The following is a 22221-nucleotide window of genomic DNA, read 5'->3' as shown; positions in this document are numbered from 1 at the left end:
CATGGCCACGCGTCAGTGCGCGCGATCCAGCAAAGGCGTGACGATTTGTTCCAGTTGCTGGCTGGTCCATGCCGGCTCACGGTCTTTCCATCCGTTGTCGACCAGTCGGCCGTCGCGGTCGATCGTGAAGCTGACCGGCAGGTGCCAGATGCGTCCGTAGCCGGGCACATGCGGATCGCCCAGCAACCCCACGGGGAAGCTCAGGCTGCGTGCAACAGCGCGTACCTGTTCGATGTCATCCGGACTGTCGAGGCTGAAGCCGAGTACGGCCAAGCCATCGCCAGCGTGCGCTTGCGCATATCGCGAAAGCACGGGCAGCTCGTCCCGGCATGGCACGCACCAGGTGGCCCAGAACGTCACGATGACCACCTTGCCGCGCAGGTCTTGCAGGCTGATCTGCTTGCCGTCGAGCGTATGCAGCGTGATGGGTGGCGCCATTCGGCCCACTTCCAGCTCGTTGGCGGACGCAACTTGTGCGATGACGCTCAGCGCAAGACACGCCATCGCTTTGCAGAGGTTGAGCGTGACGCGATGAAGGATAGGCATGCTCGGATGATCTCGCGGAGCGCTGCCGGACCATGCCGGCAACACTCATTCCATGGGACGTTCGTGCTCAGAGTTTCATGCTGATGCCGACGGTGCCCGTCCATCCCGGAAACAGCTGATAGCCCTGCAGGTGGCTATACACCGGGACCTGCACAAAGGCATACATCTGCACGTTCTTGGTCAGGCTGCCGCTGATGCCCGGACTCAGGTAGGCCACGGTGCCTTCGGTGTCGGGTGCGTCGGCCAGGAAGCCCTGGTCGGCCATCTTGTGGAACCAGTTGATCTGCACCTGCGGCACCCAGTTCGCGTGCGCCTCGTAGCGCAGGCCAAAACTGATCGAGGCAAGGTTGCCGGGGCGATAATCCGCGCCAGGCTGATCGAGGCTCTCCTTGACGGCGGCCTGGAACTGCCCGTTGACGAAGGCATCGAAGTTCTGGCTCACCGGCTGGAAGTAATACGCGCCGACGATGAGATCGGTACTGCCGGTGCCCGCCTGCAGGCTGGTATCCAGCGACTGTCCCAAGCCAGGACCGCTCCGGAACGTCACCGGATGACCGACCAGGTTGCCATCCTCGGCCTGCCCGCCGTCATTGCCGGTCGGCAGCTTCACGCCGAACTGCACGCCGAAATTGTGGGTCGGCAGAAAGCCCTGGTAGCTGGCCAGGATCTTGGCATCGCCGATGCCGGCGACATGGGCGCTGCTGACCTGGTCCGGTGCGCTCTCGGCAAGCGTATAGGGCTGCAGCTGCGTGCCGTAGGTCTCGTGATCGCGCAATACGTACGGCACCACGAAGGTCACGCCCCAATCCGCATTGAAACGATAGGTCGCGGCGAAATTGATATAGCGGTTGATGGTGCCCTTTTCGATTTCACCGCCGCCGAGCGATGGATCGGAAGGCTGGTTGACCACTTGAGCTGGCGTCGCCTTGCTGCTTCCGTGACGAAGCTGATCCTGGTCGATGAAGGTGTAATCCACATTGAGGCGCCAACCGGAGGCCGTGGAGTAACCGGTGGCGGCATCGGTGCTCAAGGTGCAGCCGCAGGTCGCGCAGGCTTGCGCCACTTGCGGAAGCAGCCCGAGTGCGAGCAGACCCGCCGACATCATCCCTGTGTTGCGCAGCCCCGACTTGGTGGAGAAATGGAGCGTGGTTCGTATAGCCGGTGCACGACGCCTGCCTAGAGGCATGGACGTGCGAAGAAGATTCACGATACGCATGAATGGAGTTCCCGATGAATTGAGCGAGACCAGCGTGTGGCTCGCAAAGGCTGGGGATTGCCGGGGGCACCAACCGGACAGCCACGAAACACGGCGCGATGCAGCGCAGTGGGGCGTCGGGAAAGTCAGCGGCAAAGGTCGAATGGCACGCGCTTGCCGCCATCGTGGCGGCCCGCATGCGCCCATGAATCAGCCGATGCGCGGTGGCCCGCGTGGATCCGCACTCAACCGTGGGGTCGCATCCATGCGGCGCACCCGGAGGGGTGTCGACTCGGCCACGCCAGGCGCTGCGGGCAACAGGTGGAGCACCTGGCTCGAGGCGAGTATCGATTGATGGCCAAGCAGGACGCAGTAGCCGCATCGATCGGTCGGGTCGGCGGGCGCCGGATGCTTCTCTCCGGCCATCCGCTGCGGACACGTGTCACCCATGCCTGGCATGGATGCCGTCATCGGCATGACGCGGGAAATCACCGGCATCACGACAATAAGCGCCATGGCCAGCAGAGCCAGCCATGAAACTATCTGTCGGGAAGCCTTACGTCGGAACACGCGTATTACCGGATCGAGGGTGCACGCTCAATGCATCAATTTAACATGACCTGGAGTGTGGTCCGGATGTCGTTGATGCCGCACCCTGGCGCAAGAACTTGAATTTCTTCAAGCCATTCCAGACTGTGCGACGCAGGGTGGAACGGGGCGAATGCCACCAAGTCACCAGAACCTGGGGCGAGCTTGATCCATAGCGCGTGTCCGGATTTTTTCACGCACACGGTATGGCGATGTATCGATCAGATCACCGCGATATGAGGGCGTAGCTCAGATATTGGGATGGATCGGTGACGCGCGATCATTGCCTTTTTGCGCCCGTCGGCATGTCGCCCAACAAGCCCGTATCGAACAACCGCGGGCAGCATCCTATCCAGGCTGTGACGTTTCGCCACGGCCCGTTTTTTTTTGCGAACCGCGCGGGGCATGGCATCATGTCTGGATCAGGGTCAAAGGTTGGCCCCGCCGGGGTCCTCTTGATTCGTCAGCGCGTTCAACGTGGATTTGTCACTTGGCTGGCGGGCTTCGCGCTGGCGTTGATCCTCTTTGCGCCTTCGATTTCCCGGACCCTGGCCCATGCAGCACCGGGACAGATGCCTGGCATGGACTGCCCAGGGTCGGGCGTCCACGCGCATCATCCCGACGCGCCTGGACACCCGGACACACCGAATGCGGACGAGGCATGCGGTTACTGCACCTTGATGTGCCACAGCCCGGTTCTGACATCGGGCATCGTCCTCACCGTGCCGGCACTTCCTGCCGCCTCCTGGTCGGCTCCTGGTTCACGGCAGGATTCACCGCAGCCTGCGCTGCTTGAACGGCGCTCGCGCGGGCCACCGGCCGTCTGATCCACCAACGAACGTCGGAACGTCACATCACCTGTCCCTGCCGATCCATGCGGGGAGAGTTGCTGCTGCGTGCCGCACCACCTGCCTCCCTACGTTCACCGGATTTGACGACCATGTCCTGCTCCTCTTCCCGCCGCGCGCCGGTCGCGCTGGCGTTGACCCTGCTTGCCTCGTCCATCACGCACGCCCAAGACGCTCCATCATCGACGGCCCAGAAACCCACCACGCTCGCGGGCGTCGAAGTATCGGCGCCGTCGAGTTCAAGAACAAAGCCGGATTTCCCGGCCACGCAGGCGTCCATTCCCGCGGAAAAAATCCAGGCGACCGTCAACGCGGTGGACGTGGAGGATGCCGCGAAATATCTGCCCAGCATTTTCATCCGCAAGCGCAACTACGGGGACACCCAGCCCGTGCTGGCGACCCGGAACTGGGGCGTCAATTCGAGTGCGCGCACCCTCGTCTACGTCGATGACATTCCCATCTCGGCGTTGATCGCCAACAACAACACGATGGGGGCACCGCGCTGGGGTATGGCCTCGCCTGAAACCATCGACCACATCGACATGCTCTACGGCCCGTTTTCGGCGGCGTATTCGGGCAACTCGATGGGTGGCGTGATGCGTATCGTGACCAAGCTGCCGGATAAACCCCAGGTCACGATCAAGCAGACGGAGGCCGTGCAGGACTTCGATCTCTACGGCACGCACGATCGCTTCTCCACCAGCCAGACCAGCGTCACCGCCGGTGCACAAAGTGGCCCGTGGGGCTGGTTCGTTTCCGCCAATGCGCTGAACAGTTTCAGTCAGCCGTTGTCCTACATCACCGGCGCGGGCTTCCCCAACAACACCAGCGGCGCCATTCCTGCCCGCAATAAAACAGGCCAGGTGGCCAATGTGCTGGGCGCCGGAGGCCTGCTCCACACCCGGATGCTGGGTCTGAACGGCAAGCTCAGTTACGACATCACCCCCTGGCTGCAAGCCAGCTACATGGCGGGGTTCTGGAGCAACCACGGGCAATCGAATGCCGACACGTTCCTGACCGATGGCGCCGGCAATCCGACCTACGGCAAGACCGCAGGCTTCGCCAGCAGCATCTATGGACTGAGCGCGCATCACCTGATGCAGGCTGCCTCACTGAAAACCGATACCAAAGGTGATTTCGACGGCGAACTGGTGATCACGCATTACGCCTTCCTCAAGGACAGTCAGTGGAATCCGGCCGGCGTCACCACCAGCACCGACGTCACCACGAATGGTCGGCTGGCCAGCTATGCGGGCACCAACTGGTCCACCGTCGATCTGCGCGGGGTGTGGCGGCCGCAGGGGTATGGCGGTGCCCAGGAAGTCTCCGCGGGCGCGCATGCCGACCGCTATGAACTGGCCAACACGGCGACCAATCTGACGAATTGGCAGGTTCCCCCCAGCACCACCACGCTCTATTCCGCCGGCAGCGGCAAGACCGCCACCGATGCGGTGTGGGTGCAGGATGCCTGGCGCCTGGATCCCGCGTGGCTGCTCACCGTCGGCGGACGCTATGAATGGTGGAAGGCCAGCGACGGTTTCAATTTCAGCGGCCAGGCCGCGGTCCATCAGCCGTCTGAAACAAGCAACGCCTTTTCGCCCAAGGCCAGCCTGCAATGGAGCGTGGCACCCGACTGGCTGATCACCGGCTCGCTGGCCAAGAGCGTGCGCTTTCCGACCGTCGGCGAGCTTTACCAATTGGTCTCCACCGGATCGACGTACACGTCGCCCAACCCGAACTTGAAACCGGAGCGCTCGCGCGATGGCGAACTCGCGTTCGAGCATTCAACCGGCCAAGGCTCGGTGCGCCTGTCGCTGTTCCAGGAGAACACCCGCGATGCGCTGATCCAGCAAACCGCCTTCTTGTCCCAATACCCCGTGCCGGTCAACTACGTCGTCAATGTCGGCGAGGTGCGCAACCGTGGCATCGAACTCGCCGCGCAGCAGGACAACGTGCTGGTGCGTGGCCTGGAGCTGTCCGGCAGCATTACCTTCGTGGATTCCACCATCTTGTCCGACGACACGTTCGCCAGCACGACCGGCACGACAGCCAAAGGCCAACACGCGCCATATGTGCCGCGCTTGCGGGCCACCGCGGTGGCGACCTATCGCCCGAAGGAGGTGTGGTCCTTCACCCTGGCAGGGCGATACAGCGGGCGGCAATATTCCACGCTGGACAACACGGACAACACGCCGCACGTGTTCGGCGCGTTCGACAAGTTCACCGTCTTCGATGCGCGAGTGCAGTATCAGATCGATGAACACCTGAGCCTGGCGGTGGACGTGGACAACCTCACCAACGAAAAATATTTCCTCTATCACCCGTTCCAGCAGCGTACCTACGTGGCTGACCTGAAACTCACCCTTTGAGGCGAACTGCGTGAAGCGAGGAATGCCCATGAATGACCGGCTTGACCGCCAAGCCGTCGCCGCGATGGGGGTGTGCGCATGAAGCGTGCCCACCCCTCGGCGCACCAGCTGAAACCACGAAACAGCCCAGCAGGGGCATATCGACTGCTGTGGCGGTGGCACTTCTACGCGGGCGTGTTCTGCCTGCCGTTCGTGCTATGGCTGGCTTGCACGGGGTTGATCTACCTGTTCAAGCCGCAGATCGAACCGCTGCTTGAACAACGCTACGCCCAGGTTGCCGCGGCGCCACGACAGTTGGCTTCAGCCCAGGTGGCCGCGGCCCTGGCGGCCGTGCCGGGCACCGTGCTCAATGCCTATCGGGTTCCGGAGGCGCCGACGGCCGCAGCGCAGGTGCTGCTTGGGCGTGGCAGCGAGATCGTGCGCGTGTATGTGGATCCGTCCTCGCTTCAGGTCCTGTATGTCGTGCGTGACAATGACCGTTTCATGCGTGTGATTTTCTACCTGCATGGCGAACTCATGCTGGGCAGCGCGGGCTCGATGGTCGTCGAACTGGCGGCCTCATGGACCATTCTTCTGCTGCTTACCGGCCTCTATCTCTGGTGGCCGCGTGGACGCCGCATCGGCGGGGTGATCTACCCACGGCTGCGGCAGGGTGGCCGGGTTTTCTGGCGTGATCTGCATGCAGTTACCGCGGTGTGGGTGTCGATGCTGGCGCTCTTCCTGCTGTTCTCCGGCTTGCCCTGGACCAAGTCGTGGGGTGGCCTCCTGCGCGATGCGCGTCAACATTGGGCGAACGCCCATGTGGTGCAGGACTGGACCATCGGCAGCGCGGATGAACGCGCTGGCATCGCCGCCGCCAACACGCCTCCCGATGAACATGCCACACATCACGGCATGGCCGGCATGACGGCGACATCCCCAGGCGCCATCGACGACACGGCCCTGGACCGGATATTGCCCGCGGTGGAAGCTGAGCATCTGGCGACCCCGGTACTCATCGCGCCCCCCTCACTCAAACATGCCGGTTGGACAGCCCGTTCGGATGCCGACGACCGCTCTCAACGCGCCGACCTGAGCCTGGATCCCGTCAGTGGAGAGGTGACGCGGCGGATCGACTTCGCCGAGCGTCCCTGGCTTGATCGCATGCTCGGTTACGGCGTGGCCATCCATGAAGGCGTGCTGTTTCCACCGTTGAATCAGATTCTCAGTGCCTTGACGGCCTTGGGTTTGATCACGGCGTGCATCAGCGCGGCCATCCTGTGGTGGCGACGTCGGCCTTCCGGCACGCTCGGTGCGCCGGCCGCTCATGAAGGCGCCCGGCACCCCACGGGTTTCATCGCGCTTCTTGTGTTGCTTGGCTTGTTCCTGCCGCTGCTTGGTCTCTCGATGCTCACCGTGCTGGTGGTGGAACGACTGGCGCTTCGGCGGTTGCCTGCCATCCGCCGTTTTCTTGGACTGGGCACGTTGCCGTAAGGGAGAGCAAAACCGGCGCTTCATCTACAACTCGTCTTGTCGTGGGTATCGCCATAGAGGCTGCGTGGTCGAATCGAGGAGGCCATGTCATGCCGGTCTGGCAGCAGCTACTGTTTGCATTTGCCACATCCGTTTGTATGTGAACGTGGCGAATGAGGTCTACCAGTATGTCAATGGCAAGCAACGGGTGCCGTGCTGGCAGGGCAGGTTGACGGCGAGCCTGGGCTTTCTCAGCCGGTATCTGCAGGGTGATTCGCTCGGACCAACTGGCGCTGTTGGACTGCTTGCGATAACGCCATGCAAGGGACTTGCATGGCGGCCCAGCCCCATCATACATTCATACCTTCGAATATATGGTGCGACGCCCAAGCATCCGTATGTCTACGCAACACTCGGCGGTGTGCCTATTGGCGCTGCTGCAATGCTGCTGATGGCCGGGCACGGTCGGATTGCCGACTGCCAAGGCCTGACCGCGGCAAAGCGAGGAACCCACCATGCAACGTCCCGCAGTGAAAGCGTTCTTCGACGAGTCCAGCCATACCTTCAGCTATGTGGTGTGGGATCCGGCCACGATGAAGGCGGCGGTGCTAGACAGCGTGCTTGATTACGATGCGGCGGCAGGGCGTACCCGCCACGTGTCGGCCGATGCCCTGATCGCCTTCGTGCAATCCGAAAGACTCGTCGTGGAGTGGGTGATCGATACGCACGTACACGCCGACCACCTGTCGGCAGCGCCGTATGTGCAAGCCAGGCTGGGCGGCAGGCTGGGCATCGGCGAACACATCCGCACGGTGCAGGACACCTTCGGCAAGCTGTTCAATGCGGGTGACAAATTCCGGCGCGACGGCAGCCAGTTCGACCATCTGTTCAGCGATGGCGAACGCTACATGGTCGGCAGCATCGAGGCGACGGCGATGCACACGCCGGGCCATACGCCAGCGTGCATGACGCATCTGGTCGGCGATGCGGCCTTCGTCGGCGACACGCTGTTCATGCCCGACTACGGCACCGCCCGTTGCGACTTCCCTGGCGGCGATGCGGGCGCCCTGTACCGCTCGATCCAGAGAATCTTTGCGTTGCCCGATGACACCCGGATCTTCGTGTGCCACGACTACAAACCTGCCGGTCGCGACGTGTTCGCCTATGAAACCAGCGTGGCGGCGGAACGCCGGAACAACATCCATGTGGGCGGCGGCGTGGGCGAAGCCGAGTTCGTGGCGATGCGCACGCAGCGCGACGCCACGTTGTCGATGCCGCAGCTGATCCTGCCCGCGGTGCAGGTGAACATGCGCGCCGGCCAGTTGCCACCGGCCGAGGACAACGGCGTGCGGTATCTGAAGATTCCGCTGGACGCAATCTGAAAGACGCGATCCGAGCCGGCCGCGCGCTTCATCACCGAGGAGAACCCGTGTGCAGATCCATCCGCTAGCCGACCAGCTCAGCGTCGCCGCGCAGATCGATGTCGGCGACATCGCGACACTGGCCGCGCAGGGTTTTCGCAGCGTCATCAACAATCGGCCTGATGGCGAAGCGGCGGCCCAGCCTGCCAGCGCGTTGCTGGAAACGGCAGCGCGACAGGCCGGGCTGGTCTATCGACACATCCCGGTGGTGTCCGGCCAGTTGTCCGATGCGCAGGTGCAGGTGTTTGCCGAAGCGCTCGACATGTTGCCCCGACCGACCTTGGCGTTCTGCCGTACCGGTACGCGCTCGACCATGCTGTGGGCGCTGCAGGCCAGCGGCCCGGCCGATGCCATTCTGCAGATCGCCCAGGAGGCCGGCTACGACCTCTCGGCGCTTCGCCCGCGGCTGTCCACCGATGGCCGCGACCGATGAGTGCGACCGGCAAGCGCAACGCGCGCACGGGCAAGCTCACCCGAGACCTGTCCGCCGGGCAGATGCATCAACATGCCGACGAGGCGATCGCCGTGCTCAAGGCAATGGCCAGTCACAATCGCCTGCTGCTGCTGTGCCAGCTGGTGCGGGGCGAGTGCTCGGTCGGCGCGCTGGCGCAGTCGCTGGAGCTGGCGCAAAGCGTGGTGTCGCAACATCTGTCGCTGCTGCGGCGCGATGGCGTGGTCAGCGGTCGACGCGAGGCGCAGACGATTTATTACCGGATCAGCGACGAGCGCGTGCAGGCCTTGATGACCACCTTGTTCGAGCAGTTCTGCAGCAACGACTGAACCGCGCCTTCATCCGGGAACATCCATGAATGATCTGGTTACCTTGGCCGACCTGCTGGCGATCGTCTGCGGCTCGCTGGTCGGTTTCTCGCTGGCGCTGATCGGCGGCGGCGGTTCGATCCTGGCCACGCCGCTGCTGCTGTATGTGGTGGGCATACACGATCCGCACTTGGCAATCGGCACCAGTGCGACGGCGGTGGCGGCGAATGCGTACGCCAACCTGATCCCGCATGCGCGCGCCGGTCACGTGCGCTGGAAGGTCGGTTTCACCTTCGCGGCCACCGGCGTCATCGGTGCGCTGGTCGGCTCGACCATCGGCAAGGCGATCAACGGCCAGCACCTGCTGGCGCTGTTTGCGCTGCTGATGCTGGTGGTGGCCATGTTGATGCTGCGCGGGCGGCGCGGCGGTGGTCCGGATCGTTACCCGCTGCCGCAGATGTATCCGCGGCTGGGTGCGGTGGGTTTCGGCGCGGGCAGCCTGTCGGGCTTCTTCGGCATCGGCGGCGGCTTCCTGATCGTGCCGGGCCTGATGTTCGCCAGCGGCATGGAGATCATCCATGCGATCGGCACCTCGCTGTTCGCGGTGGGCACGTTCGGTCTCACCACGGCGGCCAACTACGCGCGCTCCGGCCTGGTCGACTGGCCAGTCGCGGCCGAGTTCATCGGCGGCGGGATCCTTGGCGGCTGGCTAGGCGCGCTGAGCGCGAAGCGGCTGGCGAAGACACGTGGCGCACTCAACCTGATCTTCGCGCTGGCGATCATCGCAGTGGCGATCTTCATGCTGCTGAAAAGCCTGCACGCCTGAGCTGGGACAGGTGGTATCTCTTCACGTCGAACGGTCATGCCGCACAATATCGACTGGCCGTTCCGGGAATGACGAGTGATCTACGTACTGTTGAGCGTCGTGTGCAGCGTGTTGGTGTCGGTCTTGCTGAAACTGGCGCGCCGTTTCGGTATCGACATCGGCCAGGCGATCGCATGGAACTACGTGGTGGCCAGCGCGCTCACCGCGCTGGTGCTGCAGCCGTCGCTGACGGCGTTGCGTGGATCGAGCGCACCATGGCCGGCCCTCGTCGGGCTGGGCGTGCTGCTGCCGACAATCTTTCTCGCGTTGGGAGCGTCGGTGCGGCACGCCGGCATCGTGCGCAGCGACGCATCACAAAGGCTGTCGCTGCTGATCTCGTTGCTGGCGGCGTTCGCGCTGTTCGGCGAACAGCTCAGTGGACTCAAGGTGGCAGGTATCGTGACAGGGCTGTTCGCGCTGCTGTGCATGGTCTGGCGCAGCGAACGCGGTAGCGTCGACAGCGGCAGCGCAGGCTGGCTGTATCCGTTGCTGGTACTGGTCGGTTTCGGCACGATCGACATCCTGTTCAAGCGCGTGGCGCTGGCCGGCGTGCCGCTGGGCGCGTCGCTGCAGGCCATGTTCGCGCTGGCGCTGGTGGTCGCCTTCGCGCTGCAGCTGTGGCGTCGCCTGCGTGGCGACACCCGCTTCAACGCGCGCGGCGCATGGGCCGGTGCGGCACTCGGGCTGGCCAACTTCGGCAACATCCTGTTCTACCTGCGTGGCCATCGCGCGCTGCCGCAACATCCTGCGCTGGTATTTGCCAGCATGAACATCGGCGTGGTGGCGCTCGGTGCGCTGGTTGGCGTGCTGGCATTTCGCGAGCGGTTGAGCCGGCTGAACCTCGTCGGCGTGCTGCTGGCCCTGCTGGCGATCGCGTTCATTGCACGCGGCTAGCGTCACGTTACGAGAAGGTGACTTCTGGGATATGAAAGCTCGTGACATGGCTGCCTATGCTGCAAGCTCCCCGGGGCGGGTCGCGCCTCTGCCAGTCCAGGATGCATCCCGATGCGCAAACTTCCCCTCGCCGCGGCCCTTGCCGCCCTGCTGCTCAGCGCCGTTGCCGCTGCCGGCCCCGACGACAAGAAGGACGACAAGGCCAAGCCCGAAACGAAGCCGGATGCGGCACTGCTGCAACCTCAATCATCGAACAGCGAGGGTTCGGTGTCGGTCGAGGGCCACAGCATCAGCTACAAGGCGGTGGCCGGCACGCTGGTGCTGCACGGCAGTGGCGACAAGGAGAACGAGCCGGAAGTCAGCATGTTCTACGTCGCCTATTTCAAGAAGGGTGCCGAGGCGACCAAGCGGCCGATCACCTTCATCTACAACGGCGGCCCGGGCTCGGCGACGGTGTGGTTGCACATGGGTGCGTTCGGGCCGAAGCGGGTAGTCACCAGCGACGACACGCACACACCGGCGGCGCCGTATGGCCTGGTCAACAACGACTACAGCCTGCTGGATGCCTCCGACGTGGTGTTCATCGATGCGCCTGGCGCGGGTTTCAGCCGGCTGATCGCGGCTGACGAGGACAAGAGCAAGCGCGACGAGCAGATGAAGGATCGCAAGAAGACGATCTACAGCGTGGATGGCGACGGCCATGCATTCGCCCAGTTCATCACCCAGTTCCTGTCGAAGTACGGGCGCTGGAATTCGCCGAAGTACCTGTTCGGCGAAAGCTACGGCACCACCCGCTCGGCGGTGCTGGCGAACATCCTGGAGAACGAGGACAGCGTCGATCTGAACGGCGTGATCCTGCTTTCGCAGATCCTCAGCTTCGACAACGGCATCGACGGTCCGGAGACCAACCCCGGCGATGACCACCCGTACGAGCTGGCGCTGCCCACGTACGCAGCGACCGCCTTCTACCACCACAAGCTGCCGCAGCAGCCGGCCGCGCTGGAGCCGTTCCTGCAGGAAGTGGAGCAGTTCGCGATGGGCGAGTACACGCAGGCACTGATGGCCGGCTCGCGGCTTGACGATACGCGCAAGCAGGCGGTGGCGGAGAAGCTGCACCAATACACCGGCCTGCCGACGGCCTACTGGATCAAGGCCAATCTGCGTGTCGGCGGCGGCATGTTCGAGCACGAACTGCAGGGCGACAGCGATCTCACCACCGGCCGTCTGGACAGCCGCTTCTCCGGTCCTTCGCTCGATCCGCTGAGCAAGGAGTCCGAATACGATCCGCAGTCCTCGGCGATCAGCTCGGCCTATGTCGCTGCGTTCAACGACTACGTGCGGCGCGACCTGAAGTTCGGCGAGGGCCGGCGGTATCGGCTGTTCGCCGACATCGACCATTGGGACTTCTCGCACAAGGCGCCGGGCAGCCCCGACACGCTGCAGCAGTCCACCAACGTGATGCCGGATCTGGCGATGGCGATGAAGACCAATCCTGATCTGCAGGTGATGCTCAACGGCGGCTACTACGACCTGGCCACGCCGTTCTTCGCCGCTGATTACGAAATGCACCACATGCCGATCCCGGCCATGCTGGACAAGAACATTACCTATACGTGGTATCCGTCGGGCCACATGGTGTATGCGCACGAGGCGTCACTGAAGCTGCTGCACGACAACGTGGCGCGGTTCATCGAGCAGACCGATAACGTCAAGCATTGATGGTGTTGCGCGCCGCCCGAGCGTTCAGCGTCTGGGCGGCGTGGTGTGCCGCGGCGCGGTCGAGCCGCGTACCACCAGTTCCGGGCTGAAGCCTTCGTTGGCGGTGCTGATCGGCTCGCCGTTGGCTTCGCGCTGCAGGTCGTCGATCAATCGCTGCGCCGCATGGCGGGCGATCTCCTCGGTAGCCTGCCGCGCGGTGGTCAGCGCGGGCCACGATTGCTTGGAAAACGGGCTGTCCTCGAAACCGGCGATCGACAGGTCATACGGCACATTGATGCCGTCGGAATGTGCAGCTGCCAGCACGCCGGCAGCGATCTCGTCATTCGAGCCGAAGATCGCGCTGGGGCGATCCTTCAATGCCAGCAGTTTGCGTGCACCGCGGAAACCGTCGTCGAAGGTGTAATCGCCGGGCACGATCAGCTTGCGGTCGAGCGCGATGCCGTAATCCTTCAACGCATCCTCGTAACCCTGATAACGCTCGGGACTGGAGCGGTGCTCGCGACCGCCCCATAGAAAACCGATGCGCTGATGACCGAGCTGGATCAGATGTTCGGTGATCGCATAGGCCGCATCGCGATCGTCCACGTAGACGCAGGGGTAGCCATCCTGCGGGTCCTTGCGTGCCGAGATGATCCGCATGAACGGGATCTTCGCTTCGGTCAGTGTGCGGATCAGCTCCGGTTGTTCGGACATCGGCGGCGCCAGTACCAGCCCGGCCAGACGCGAGCGACGTACCAGTTCGCACAATTCGTCCACAAGCTTCGGCGAGGACGAGTCGCAGGGGTGGATCTGCAGGCCGAAGCCGCTGCTGCGGCACACGGACAGCACGCCATGCTGCAGGTTGATGATGTAGTGCGCGTTCGGGTTGTCGTAGACCAAGCCGATCGCGTAGGCACGGGTGCTGCGCAGGCTGCGTGCGGAAGGATCGGGCTGGTAGCCGAGCGCGTCGATCTCGCGCTGCACCTTCTCGCGCGTGCGGGCATGCACCGAAGGCTCGTTGTTGATCACGCGCGAAACGGTCTTCAGCGAGACGCCAGCCCGCTCCGCAACATCCTTGATGGTGGCACTGCGCAACAGCTGAACCTCTTGCATCGAAATGGGGCGCCGGCAGCGCCTCGTGCATCCTAGCGTATGGATATGACCGGAGCGAATGCGCGAGTCACCCGGCATGCTCCTGGCCGACCCGGTGACCGCGCATGCCGTAGTACAGGATGTACAGATAGCACGGCACGATCACGATCACGAACGCCAGCTGGAAATCGATGTGCTGCTTCAGGTGCACGAAGGCCTGCGGCAGCAGGGCACCGCCCACGATGCCCATGATGAGCAGGGCCGAACCCAGCTCCGTGTGGCTGCCCAGGCCCTTGATCGCCAGCGGGAAGATCGCCGGCCACATCATCGCGTTGGCGAAACCCAGCGCGGCGACGAAGGCCACCGACACATAGCCGTGGGTGACGAATGCACCCAGCGCAAACAGCACGCCCAGCACCGCCGACACGGCCAGGTAACGCTGCTGCGAGATGACGCGCGGAATCAGCAGCGAGCCAAGGACGTAACCGGCCAGCATGGCCACCATCGTGTAGGTGGTGAAGTGCGAAGTGACCTGCAGTGGCAGGCCGAATCCCTGGCCGTAGGTGTTGATGGCGTCGCCCGCCATCACTTCCACACCGACGTAGAGGAACAGGCACAGCACGCCGAGCCACAAATGCGGAAAGCTGAAGATGCCGCCCTTGGCGTGGCCTACCGAGCTTTCGCTGTTGGCACCGGCCGGCTTGATTTCCGGCAGCGCGGAAAAAAAGATCACCACCGCGATCGCCACCAGCAGACCAGCCACCGCCATGTAAGGCCAGAACACGCGCGCGGCGAATTCGTTGAGCAAGGCTTCGCGATCCGGGCCGGTCGGCATCGCGGTGACCCTTTCGAGAAATGCATCGATGCCCTTCATCACCAGCGCGCCGAACGCCAACGGCGCCAGCGCGCCGGCGATCTTGTTGCAGATGCCCATGAGGCCGATGCGCTGTGCGGCGCTTTCGATCGGGCCGAGGATGCTGATGTAGGGATTGGATGCCGTCTGCAGCAGCGACAGGCCCGCGCCGATCACGAACAACCCGGTCAGTGCACCGGGATACACGCGGATGCGCACGAACGCGCCGAACAGCGCCGCACCGATGGCCATCACGAACAGGCCCAGCACCATTCCGCGCTTCATGCCGGTGCGCTTGAGCACCGCACCTGCGGGCAGCGCAAGCACGAAGTAGGAAACGTAGAACGCGAACGGCACCAGGAACGCATTGATGTCGTCGAGGGTGAAAGCCACCTTCACGAAGGAGATCAGCGGCCCGTTGAGCCACGTGAAGAAACCCATGATGAAGAACAGCATGCCGATGATCAGCATCGGCCCGAGATGGGTTTGACCTGTGCGGTCGGACGGCGCGGCCGCCAGCGTTGTTGCCATGAAGCTCTCCCCCAATGATCGGCTGTGCCGGCGTCGGTCGGATGACCGGGACAGCCGGGAATGTCTCCTTAATCGCTGGAAAGTGCAACGTTGTCAATCCGCACCGCGCCAAGGCGGTCGCATCGACTTGCCGGTTGAGCCGTAAAGACGGCCCAATCGGGCCGCTTTGCGGCATTGCAAAAGTCGGCAAGGCGCCGCAAGAATTTTTCGAAATGGGCATTGCACGGCCGATATTCGGACTTGTTCGAGTGATTTCGTGGAATGTCGTGGCGGCTATGTTGCGATGCCGTATCGAATGTTGCGAAAATTTTCCGAAACGCTGTTGACAACGTTGTCATTTTGAAGACAGACTCCGCCGGAATCAGGCCCATGCCCGGCTGTCGGCGAACCATCGCCGCATCGATCAGGGCAAGGCCGGTCACGGGGAGGGTGCGGAGTGGGGGAAGTCGCCAACCAGCGTCATGCAGCGGAGCCGTCGATGGCGAGCCGAGCCGGCGCGTCGTCTTTTGGCGCGCCGTTCCTGGCCGCCGATGTGGGTGGCACGCATGCGCGCATTGGCCTGGTCGTCGGCAGCGCCGCCGGCCGGCGCCCGGTCAGCGTGCTGCACTATCACCGCTACAGCTGCGCCGACTGGTCGGGCCTCACCGCGATGCTGCAGGACTTTGTCGGGCAGCTGTCCGGCACACCGCACGCGGCTGCACGCGAAAATCTTCGTCATTGCGCGGTGGCATGTGCCGGCTACGTGCTGGACGACGCCATCGTCAACGAGAACCTGCCGTGGCCGGTGTCGATCCGCGAGCTGCGTGACAGCCTCGGCCTCCGCCGGCTGGCGGTGATCAACGATTTCGAGGCGGTGGCTTACGCCACCCAGTTCATCGAGGCCGGCGAGACACGTTCGATCATTGATGCCGTGCAACCGGCGGCCAGCGGGCCGGTGCTGGTGATGGGTCCGGGCACCGGACTCGGTTCGGCGGTGTTGCTGCCGGGCCAGCCGCGGGCACAGGTGCTGGCCACCGAGGCGGGACAGATCTCGCTGGCGCCCGGCACCGAACGCGAGATCGAGATCCTGCGCGTGCTCGGGCGCGGACGTCCGTATGTGTCGTTCGAGGATGCGTTGTCCGGGCCGGGCCTGCTCAAGCTCTATCGCGCGTTGTGCGAATTGCGCGCCAGTCCGGCGCGGTTGCTGACGCCGGCCGAGATCACCGGTGCCGCGCTGGCACGCAGTGATGCTGCCGCGGTGGAGTCGCTGGACGTGTTCTGCGGCCTGCTTGGGAGCTTCGTCGGCGATCTCGTGCTGCTGTACGGCGCCCGCGGCGGCGTCTATCTGGCCGGCGGCATCCTGCCGCAGATCCAGCCGTTCCTGCTGGCCAGCACGTTCGCGGCTCGCTACTTCAACAAGGGCGTAATGCGCGCCTATCTGCAACAGGTTCCGGTACGACTGATCGAGCACGGCCAGCTTGGTGTCATTGGCGCCGCAGGCTGGTTTCTGGACGGGCAGCAGGGAGAGTGAGATGAGCCCAGTCCAGTGACACGGCGCCAAGCCAACCGCCACACAAATCCACGACCGTCGTCATGCCGGTCCCGATTCAAGCCAGCCTCTGAGGGGAGGACATCATGAATTACCGCAAGACATTGCTAGCCGCCAGCATCATCTCCGGCCTGTGTATTTCCGGCACCCTGTTCGCGCAAGACAGCGACCAGGCGGCCACCAACACCAACACCAACACCACCAGCCAGAGCAAGCAGGATCAGGCCAAAGCCAGGGAGCAGGCCAAGACACTGGGCACGGTGATGGTCACCGGCCTCCGCGAAAGCCAGGCGCTGTCGCTGGACACCAAGAAGGATGCCGACTCGCACGTCGAGGTGGTGTCCGCCGTGGACATCGGCAAGCTGCCGGCCAAGAACGTGGCCGACACCATTGCGCAGTTGCCGGGCGTGAACATCTCCGACGCGGCGGGTTCCGAAGGCGGCTTCGACGAAGCCGACCGCGCCAGCCTGCGTGGCAGCGCGCCTTCGCTCACCCTGACCACGGTGGACGGCCACAACATCGGCTCGGGCGACTGGTTCATCACCGGCGGCGGCGGTACCCGCAGCGTCAGCTACGCCATGCTGCCGTCGGAAATCGTCAGCCAGGTGGTGGTGCACAAGACCTCCGAAGCCAGCCTGCTCGAAGGCGGTGCCGCCGGCACCATCGACATCATCACGCGCAAGCCGCTGGAGTTCTCCAAGCAGCTTTCCGCCGAAGCCAGCGTGGGTGGTGTGTATTCCAGCCTGCCGGACACCACCAAGCCGCAGTTCAACGGCCTGGTCAACTGGAAGAACGACAGTGACACCTTCGGCATCCTGGCCCAGGGCTTCTATGAAGTCCGCGAGCTGCAGCGCGATGGCCAGGAAATGCTGGGCTACTCGTACATCCCCACCGGTTCGGCAGCCGCCAAGCAACTGGGCCTGCCCAACAATGCCTCGGGCAGCACCGGCGTGTTCTACCCCAACCTGCCGGGCTCCGTGCTGTTCACCCAGGAACGCAAGCGCAAGGGCGGCTCGATCGACCTCGAGTGGAAGCCGCTCGACAACCTGACCTTCAACCTCGATGGCTTCTATTCCCACATGGACGCCACCGACTACAACCGCAACTACATGCTGCGCCTGCGTGACCGCGTGCCGACCAGCACGCTGTCCAACTACACCATCGACGGCAACATCCTCACCGGCGCCACGCTGGCGGGTGCGCCGGGTGTGTCGCAGGGCATCTACGACATGATCTCGCGTCCGGGCGAGAGCGAGTCCAGCCAGTACGTCACCCTGGATTCCAACTGGCAGGCCACGCAGAATCTGGACTTCAAGTTCCAGCTCGGCACCACCAAGGGCACGGGCAACACCCCGGTGCAGGACATCATGGAGATGGACACCGGCTATGGCGCGTCTTCCAGCTACTCGACGCATGGCCTGAGTTCGCCGATGGGCGTGTCGCTGGGCGGCAACAACGGCGTGTACAACCCGGCCACCGTGGGTCTGGACTGGATCTTTGGCGACCAGGGCATCCACGTGGTGGACAAGGAAAACTGGTTCCAGGCCGACGGTGAGTTCGACTTCGACGATGCCGGTGCGCTGTCCTCGTTGCAGTTCGGCATCCGCGATTCGCGCCATACGCACGACAGCCTGTTCGCAGTCGCTCAAGGTCCCAACTTCGCCACGGACATCAATTTCACCACCAATTCCACCCTGTGGCCGGCCAGCACCCAGAGCTACACCAACCCCCTGTCCAGCGGTCTTGGCAGCGTGTGGTACTGGACGCCGGCCCAACTGGCCCAGTTGAACAACACCTATGCAAACCGCGCCAGCACCGGCCTCGCCAGCGATGTCGCGTCGCGCTTCTATCCGTTCGACATTTACCAGATGACGGAGACGAACAAGGCGGCCTACCTGCAAGTCAACTTCGCCGGCACCAACTGGAGCGGCAACGCGGGCGTGCGCCTGGTGGGCACGGATGAGAACATCGGCTACACCGCCGGTTCGATCCAGCAGAACAACTACTCCGGTCCGTACTGCAATTCCGCGTTCTATCCCTGCGGCACCGATGGCACGGGCGGCTGGTACTGGAACTTCTACCAGGCCCACTACACCAAGGCGCTGCCGAGCTTCAACCTGAAGTTCAACCTCAACGACGATGGCAGCCTGCTGGCGCGCTTCGCCGCCTCGCAGACGCTGACCCGCCAGGACTACGGCCAGCTGGCCGGCTTCCTGACGCTAAGTGATCCGGAGAAAGTGGGGTCCATGGGTTCGGGCCTCGGCCCGAATCCGGAACTGAAGCCGCTGGTGTCCACCAACTTCGATGCGTCGCTGGAGTGGTACTTCGCGCCGCGCGGCCTGCTGTCGGCCAGCGTGTACGCGATGGACCTCAACAACTACTACGACTACGGCACGGTCACCCGCACGTACCTCAACAGCTACCTGACCTTCAACCAGGCGAACAATCCCACCGGCGCACCGATCTACAGCCAGTACCTGATCAGCCAGCCGGTGAACGTCAACGGCACCCTCAAAGGTGTGGAGCTGAACTACATCCAGCCGATCGGCGAGCACTTCGGCACGCAGGTCAGCTACACCTATGCCAACGGCCACTCGTCGGGCGGCACTTACCTGTACAACGCCGACGGCACCTTCGCGAACAATGTGGCCGCCGGCAGTCGTCCGCTGTATGGCACCTCGAAGAGCACCGTCAACGTGTCCGCGTTCTACGAAGACAAGCAGTGGAACGCGCGCGTCAACTACACGTACCGCTCGTCGTTCTACGACGGCATGATGCCGGTGCAGGCCGGTACCCTGGCCAACGCGGTCACGGGCCAGAGCAACACCATGCCGCTGCTGCCGTACTACCAGGCGGGCGCAGGCTATCTGTCGCTCTCGCTGGGTTACACGCTCAACGACCACGTGAGTTTCTCGTTCGACGCGATGAACCTCAACAACCCGAAGCTGCGCTACTACGACTACGGCTACCAGGCCGGCCTGGGCTTCGGCAAGGTGCCCGAGGCGTTCTACCAGAACGGTCGCCAGTACTACCTCAACGTGAACTTCAAGCTCTGATCCTCTAGCGCATCACCGCGAGCCATGGACGGCTTCGCCATCCTCCCCGAACGGGCCCTGTGACACTTTCCGGGCCCGTCTTTTTTTGAGGCGTCCGCGCAGTCACGCATGGCATGCTGCAACGCCTGCGATGGAGATTGCTGATGACATGCCGCCCATTCCGGTCACTGTGTGGATACCTGCTGGTCGCTGCCACCCTGGTGTCAGGCCCGGCATGTGCCGCGCACGCGACCGAGACAGCACCCTATACCCTGATTCCCCTGCCGGCACGGATCGATGTCGGCGAGGGACGCTTCACTGTCGATGCGCACACGCCGATCGTGGTCGCCGATCACAATGGATCGACCCGTCACGCGGCAGACTATCTCGCTGAACTGCTCGCGCGTACACGCGACCTGCATCTGTCGGTGCGTCACGACGACGCGGTCGCGCACGCCATCGTATTGCGACTGGACCCGCATGCGCCGGTAACCGCTCGCGAAGGTTACGCACTGGACGTCACGCCACAGGGCATCCAAATCAGCGCGCGGGATGACGCCGGGTTGTTTTATGGCGTGGTGACGCTGTGGCAACTGCTTACCCCGGATGCGCAGCATGGCGCGGTGCAGTTGCCGACCGTGCATATCCGCGACCAGCCGCGATTCGCCTGGCGCGGGCTGATGCTGGATTCGGCGCGGCACTTCCAGTCCGTTGCAGAAATCGAGCGACTGCTCGACCAGATGGCCCAGCACAAGCTCAACGTATTCCATTGGCACCTGACCGACGATCAGGGCTGGCGCATCGAGATCAAGCGCTACCCGGAGCTCACCAGTATCGGTGCCTGGCGCACGCCGCCGGATGCCGGGCACGACGGCGAGCCGTTGCGCTATGGCGGGTTCTACACGCAGCAGCAGATCCGCCAGGTCGTCGCCTATGCCGGTGCGCGCCACATCATGGTGGTGCCCGAGATCGACATGCCCGGTCATGCGCAGGCCGCAGTGGCGGCGTACCCCCAACTTGGCGTGATCGGCAAGCGTCCCCTGGTCTCGGTCGACTGGGGCGTCAATCCCTTCCTGTACAACGTGGACGACAGCAGCTTCGAATTCATCGATCAGGTGCTCGATGAAGTGATGGCGCTGTTCCCGTCGAAGTACATTCATGTCGGCGGCGACGAGGCAGTCAAGGATCAGTGGCAGGCCTCGCCTGCAGTGCAGGCGAAGAAGCATGCGCTGGGCCTGAAGGACGAGGACGCGCTGCAGGGCTGGTTCATCGATCGCATCGGTCAGTACCTCGCCGCGCACGGCCGCCAGTTGGTGGGTTGGGACGAGATCCTTGACGGCGGCGTGCCGGCCGATGCCACGGTGATGTCGTGGCGCGGCAGCAAGGGCGCGATCAAGGCGGCGCAGCAGGGACATGATGTGGTGCTGTCGCCGGCGCCCGACCTGTACTTCGACCAGTTGCAGAGCGATAACGTCGGTGAGACGGCCGGGCGCATTCCCGCGCAGAGTCTGGCCCACGTGTACGCATTCGAGCCGGTGCCGAAGGAGCTCGATGCAACACAGGCGGCCCATGTGCTGGGCGCGCAGGCGAACGTGTGGACCGAGCACATGCCGACGATGAAGCATGTCGAGCATGCGGTATTCCCGCGGCTGGACGCGTTGAGCGAAGTGGACTGGTCACCGGCCGCATCACACGACTGGAATGGGTTTCTCGGCCGGCTGCCGGCGCAGTTCGCGCGCTATCGCGCGCAGGACATCGGCTATGCCGACAGCGCGTTCGCAGCGGACATCAAGATGGATCGCGCTGCCGCGCTGGCCAGCGGTACGGCGCAAGTCACGCTGTCCAACCAGGCCGGCTACGGTGAGCTGCATTACACGCTGGATGGCCACGCGCCCGACCGGCATGCACCGGTGTACGGGGCACCCTTCATCGTGAAGCTGCCGGTGACGGTGCGTGTGGCGACGTTCGCCGCTGGTGGTATCGAGCTGGCAGCGCCACGCCAGCGCGTGCTCGATCGCGCCAGCCTGCTCAGCATCGACGGCAACGAGATGCCGAATTGTCCTGGCAGCGATTTCCGCCTGCGCGTGCAGCCGATGCCCGACGCCACGTCGCTGGCGCCGGTGTACAGCATCAACGTGTTCAACAGCTGCCAGCTTTATCCGTCGGCACCGATGGATGGCGTCGAGACTATCCACGTCGAGGCCGTGCGGCTTGAGCGCAACTATGCGCTGGCGCATGAGCAGAAACTGGTGATGTCGCGTCCGCACAGCACACCATTCGGCGAGCTGGTGGTGCATCGGGATCAGTGTGACGGGCCGGTGCTGGTCACGCTGCCACTGCCCGATCCGGCGCACAGCGCGCGTCGCTTCACGCTCGACGCGGCGCTGCCCGCGCAGCAAGGCAAACACGCACTGTGTCTGATCTATACCGCGCCGATCGATGGTCCTCTTTACGCGCTGGATCGGGTGGCACTGATAGCGGGTCCAACGAAGCCGTGAACACATCGCAGCGCCGGTTGGCGTCGCTCGGATGCGCTCTCAAACTTTG

Annotated in this window: 18 protein-coding genes; 12 read left to right on the top strand and 6 right to left on the bottom strand. The window is 63.9% G+C overall.

The annotated features are described in order from the left end of the window. Positions 1-12 precede the first annotated feature (12 nt). From B0E50_RS08630 to B0E50_RS08620, 3 genes are all read right to left on the bottom strand, one after another. Positions 13-546, bottom strand: a complete 534-nt coding sequence (locus B0E50_RS08630) for a TlpA disulfide reductase family protein (protein ID WP_077440775.1) — start codon at positions 544-546, stop codon at positions 13-15. A gap of 67 nt (positions 547-613) precedes the next feature. Beyond that, the gene (locus tag B0E50_RS08625; protein ID WP_077440774.1) at positions 614-1651 is read right to left on the bottom strand and encodes a transporter; all 1038 of its coding nucleotides are present in this window, start codon (positions 1649-1651) and stop codon (positions 614-616) included. Between the two features lie 300 nt (positions 1652-1951). Continuing rightward, the gene (locus tag B0E50_RS08620; RefSeq protein WP_139350558.1) at positions 1952-2311 is read right to left on the bottom strand and encodes a DUF2946 domain-containing protein; all 360 of its coding nucleotides are present in this window, start codon (positions 2309-2311) and stop codon (positions 1952-1954) included. A gap of 287 nt (positions 2312-2598) precedes the next feature. Here B0E50_RS08620 and B0E50_RS08615 point away from each other — a divergent pair, with 287 nt between their 5' ends. The 9 genes from B0E50_RS08615 (at position 2599) to B0E50_RS08575 (ending at position 12656) form a co-directional block, all read left to right on the top strand. Continuing rightward, positions 2599-3156, top strand: a complete 558-nt coding sequence (locus tag B0E50_RS08615) for a DUF2946 domain-containing protein (RefSeq protein WP_139350559.1) — start codon at positions 2599-2601, stop codon at positions 3154-3156. Between the two features lie 113 nt (positions 3157-3269). After that, positions 3270-5546, top strand: a complete 2277-nt coding sequence (locus tag B0E50_RS08610) for a TonB-dependent receptor (RefSeq protein WP_077440905.1) — start codon at positions 3270-3272, stop codon at positions 5544-5546. A gap of 78 nt (positions 5547-5624) precedes the next feature. Next, positions 5625-7019: a PepSY domain-containing protein gene (locus tag B0E50_RS08605; RefSeq protein ID WP_077440771.1), complete on the top strand. Its 1395-nt coding sequence runs from the start codon at positions 5625-5627 to the stop codon at positions 7017-7019. A 494-nt stretch (positions 7020-7513) separates the two neighbouring features. Further along, on the top strand, positions 7514-8380 hold the full coding sequence (locus B0E50_RS08600; protein ID WP_077440770.1) for an MBL fold metallo-hydrolase: 867 nt from the start codon (positions 7514-7516) through the stop codon (positions 8378-8380). Between the two features lie 49 nt (positions 8381-8429). After that, positions 8430-8852 carry a TIGR01244 family sulfur transferase gene (locus tag B0E50_RS08595; protein ID WP_077440769.1) on the top strand — a complete coding sequence of 141 codons (423 nt, stop codon included), beginning with the start codon at positions 8430-8432 and terminating at the stop codon, positions 8850-8852. After that, positions 8849-9199, top strand: coding sequence for a metalloregulator ArsR/SmtB family transcription factor (locus B0E50_RS08590; protein ID WP_254427219.1), 351 nt, complete (start codon positions 8849-8851; stop codon positions 9197-9199). The genes B0E50_RS08595 and B0E50_RS08590 overlap by 4 nt, the downstream gene beginning before the upstream one ends. A 25-nt stretch (positions 9200-9224) precedes the next feature. After that, a complete protein-coding gene (locus B0E50_RS08585; RefSeq protein ID WP_077440768.1) occupies positions 9225-10004 on the top strand; it encodes a sulfite exporter TauE/SafE family protein in 780 nt (259 codons plus the stop codon). Between the two features lie 75 nt (positions 10005-10079). Continuing rightward, a complete protein-coding gene (locus B0E50_RS08580) occupies positions 10080-10937 on the top strand; it encodes a hypothetical protein (RefSeq protein WP_077440767.1) in 858 nt (285 codons plus the stop codon). Positions 10938-11048: 111 nt separating this feature from the next. Beyond that, complete coding sequence (locus B0E50_RS08575) at positions 11049-12656, top strand: peptidase S10 (protein WP_077440766.1); 1608 nt, start codon at positions 11049-11051, stop codon at positions 12654-12656. A 24-nt stretch (positions 12657-12680) separates the two neighbouring features. Here B0E50_RS08575 and B0E50_RS08570 read toward each other — a convergent pair whose 3' ends face one another. The 3 genes from B0E50_RS08570 to B0E50_RS17970 all read right to left on the bottom strand — a co-directional run bounded on the left by B0E50_RS08570 (position 12681) and on the right by B0E50_RS17970 (position 15533). Then, positions 12681-13730 (bottom strand): LacI family DNA-binding transcriptional regulator, encoded by a 1050-nt coding sequence (locus tag B0E50_RS08570; protein WP_077440903.1) that lies wholly within the window; start codon positions 13728-13730, stop codon positions 12681-12683. Between the two features lie 85 nt (positions 13731-13815). After that, a complete protein-coding gene (locus B0E50_RS08565) occupies positions 13816-15111 on the bottom strand; it encodes a sugar MFS transporter (RefSeq protein ID WP_077440765.1) in 1296 nt (431 codons plus the stop codon). Positions 15112-15179: 68 nt separating this feature from the next. Then, the gene (locus B0E50_RS17970; RefSeq protein ID WP_139350807.1) at positions 15180-15533 is read right to left on the bottom strand and encodes a hypothetical protein; all 354 of its coding nucleotides are present in this window, start codon (positions 15531-15533) and stop codon (positions 15180-15182) included. 56 nt (positions 15534-15589) lie between these two features. On the opposite strand from B0E50_RS17970, the gene glk reads away from it, so the two are divergent. The 3 genes from glk (at position 15590) to B0E50_RS08550 (ending at position 22172) form a co-directional block, all read left to right on the top strand. Beyond that, entirely contained in the window at positions 15590-16621 is a 1032-nt protein-coding gene (gene glk, locus B0E50_RS08560) for a glucokinase (protein ID WP_174575033.1), read from the top strand. Positions 16622-16725: 104 nt separating this feature from the next. Further along, positions 16726-19695, top strand: coding sequence for a TonB-dependent receptor (locus tag B0E50_RS08555; RefSeq protein WP_077440763.1), 2970 nt, complete (start codon positions 16726-16728; stop codon positions 19693-19695). 143 nt (positions 19696-19838) lie between these two features. After that, positions 19839-22172 (top strand): family 20 glycosylhydrolase, encoded by a 2334-nt coding sequence (locus B0E50_RS08550; protein ID WP_077440902.1) that lies wholly within the window; start codon positions 19839-19841, stop codon positions 22170-22172. Positions 22173-22221 lie beyond the last annotated feature (49 nt).

This window comes from Rhodanobacter sp. C01 (assembly GCF_002001045.1).
GTDB lineage: Bacteria > Pseudomonadota > Gammaproteobacteria > Xanthomonadales > Rhodanobacteraceae > Rhodanobacter.
Note: the sequence above shows the minus strand (reverse complement) of the source record. Positions and strands in the feature narration are given on the sequence as shown.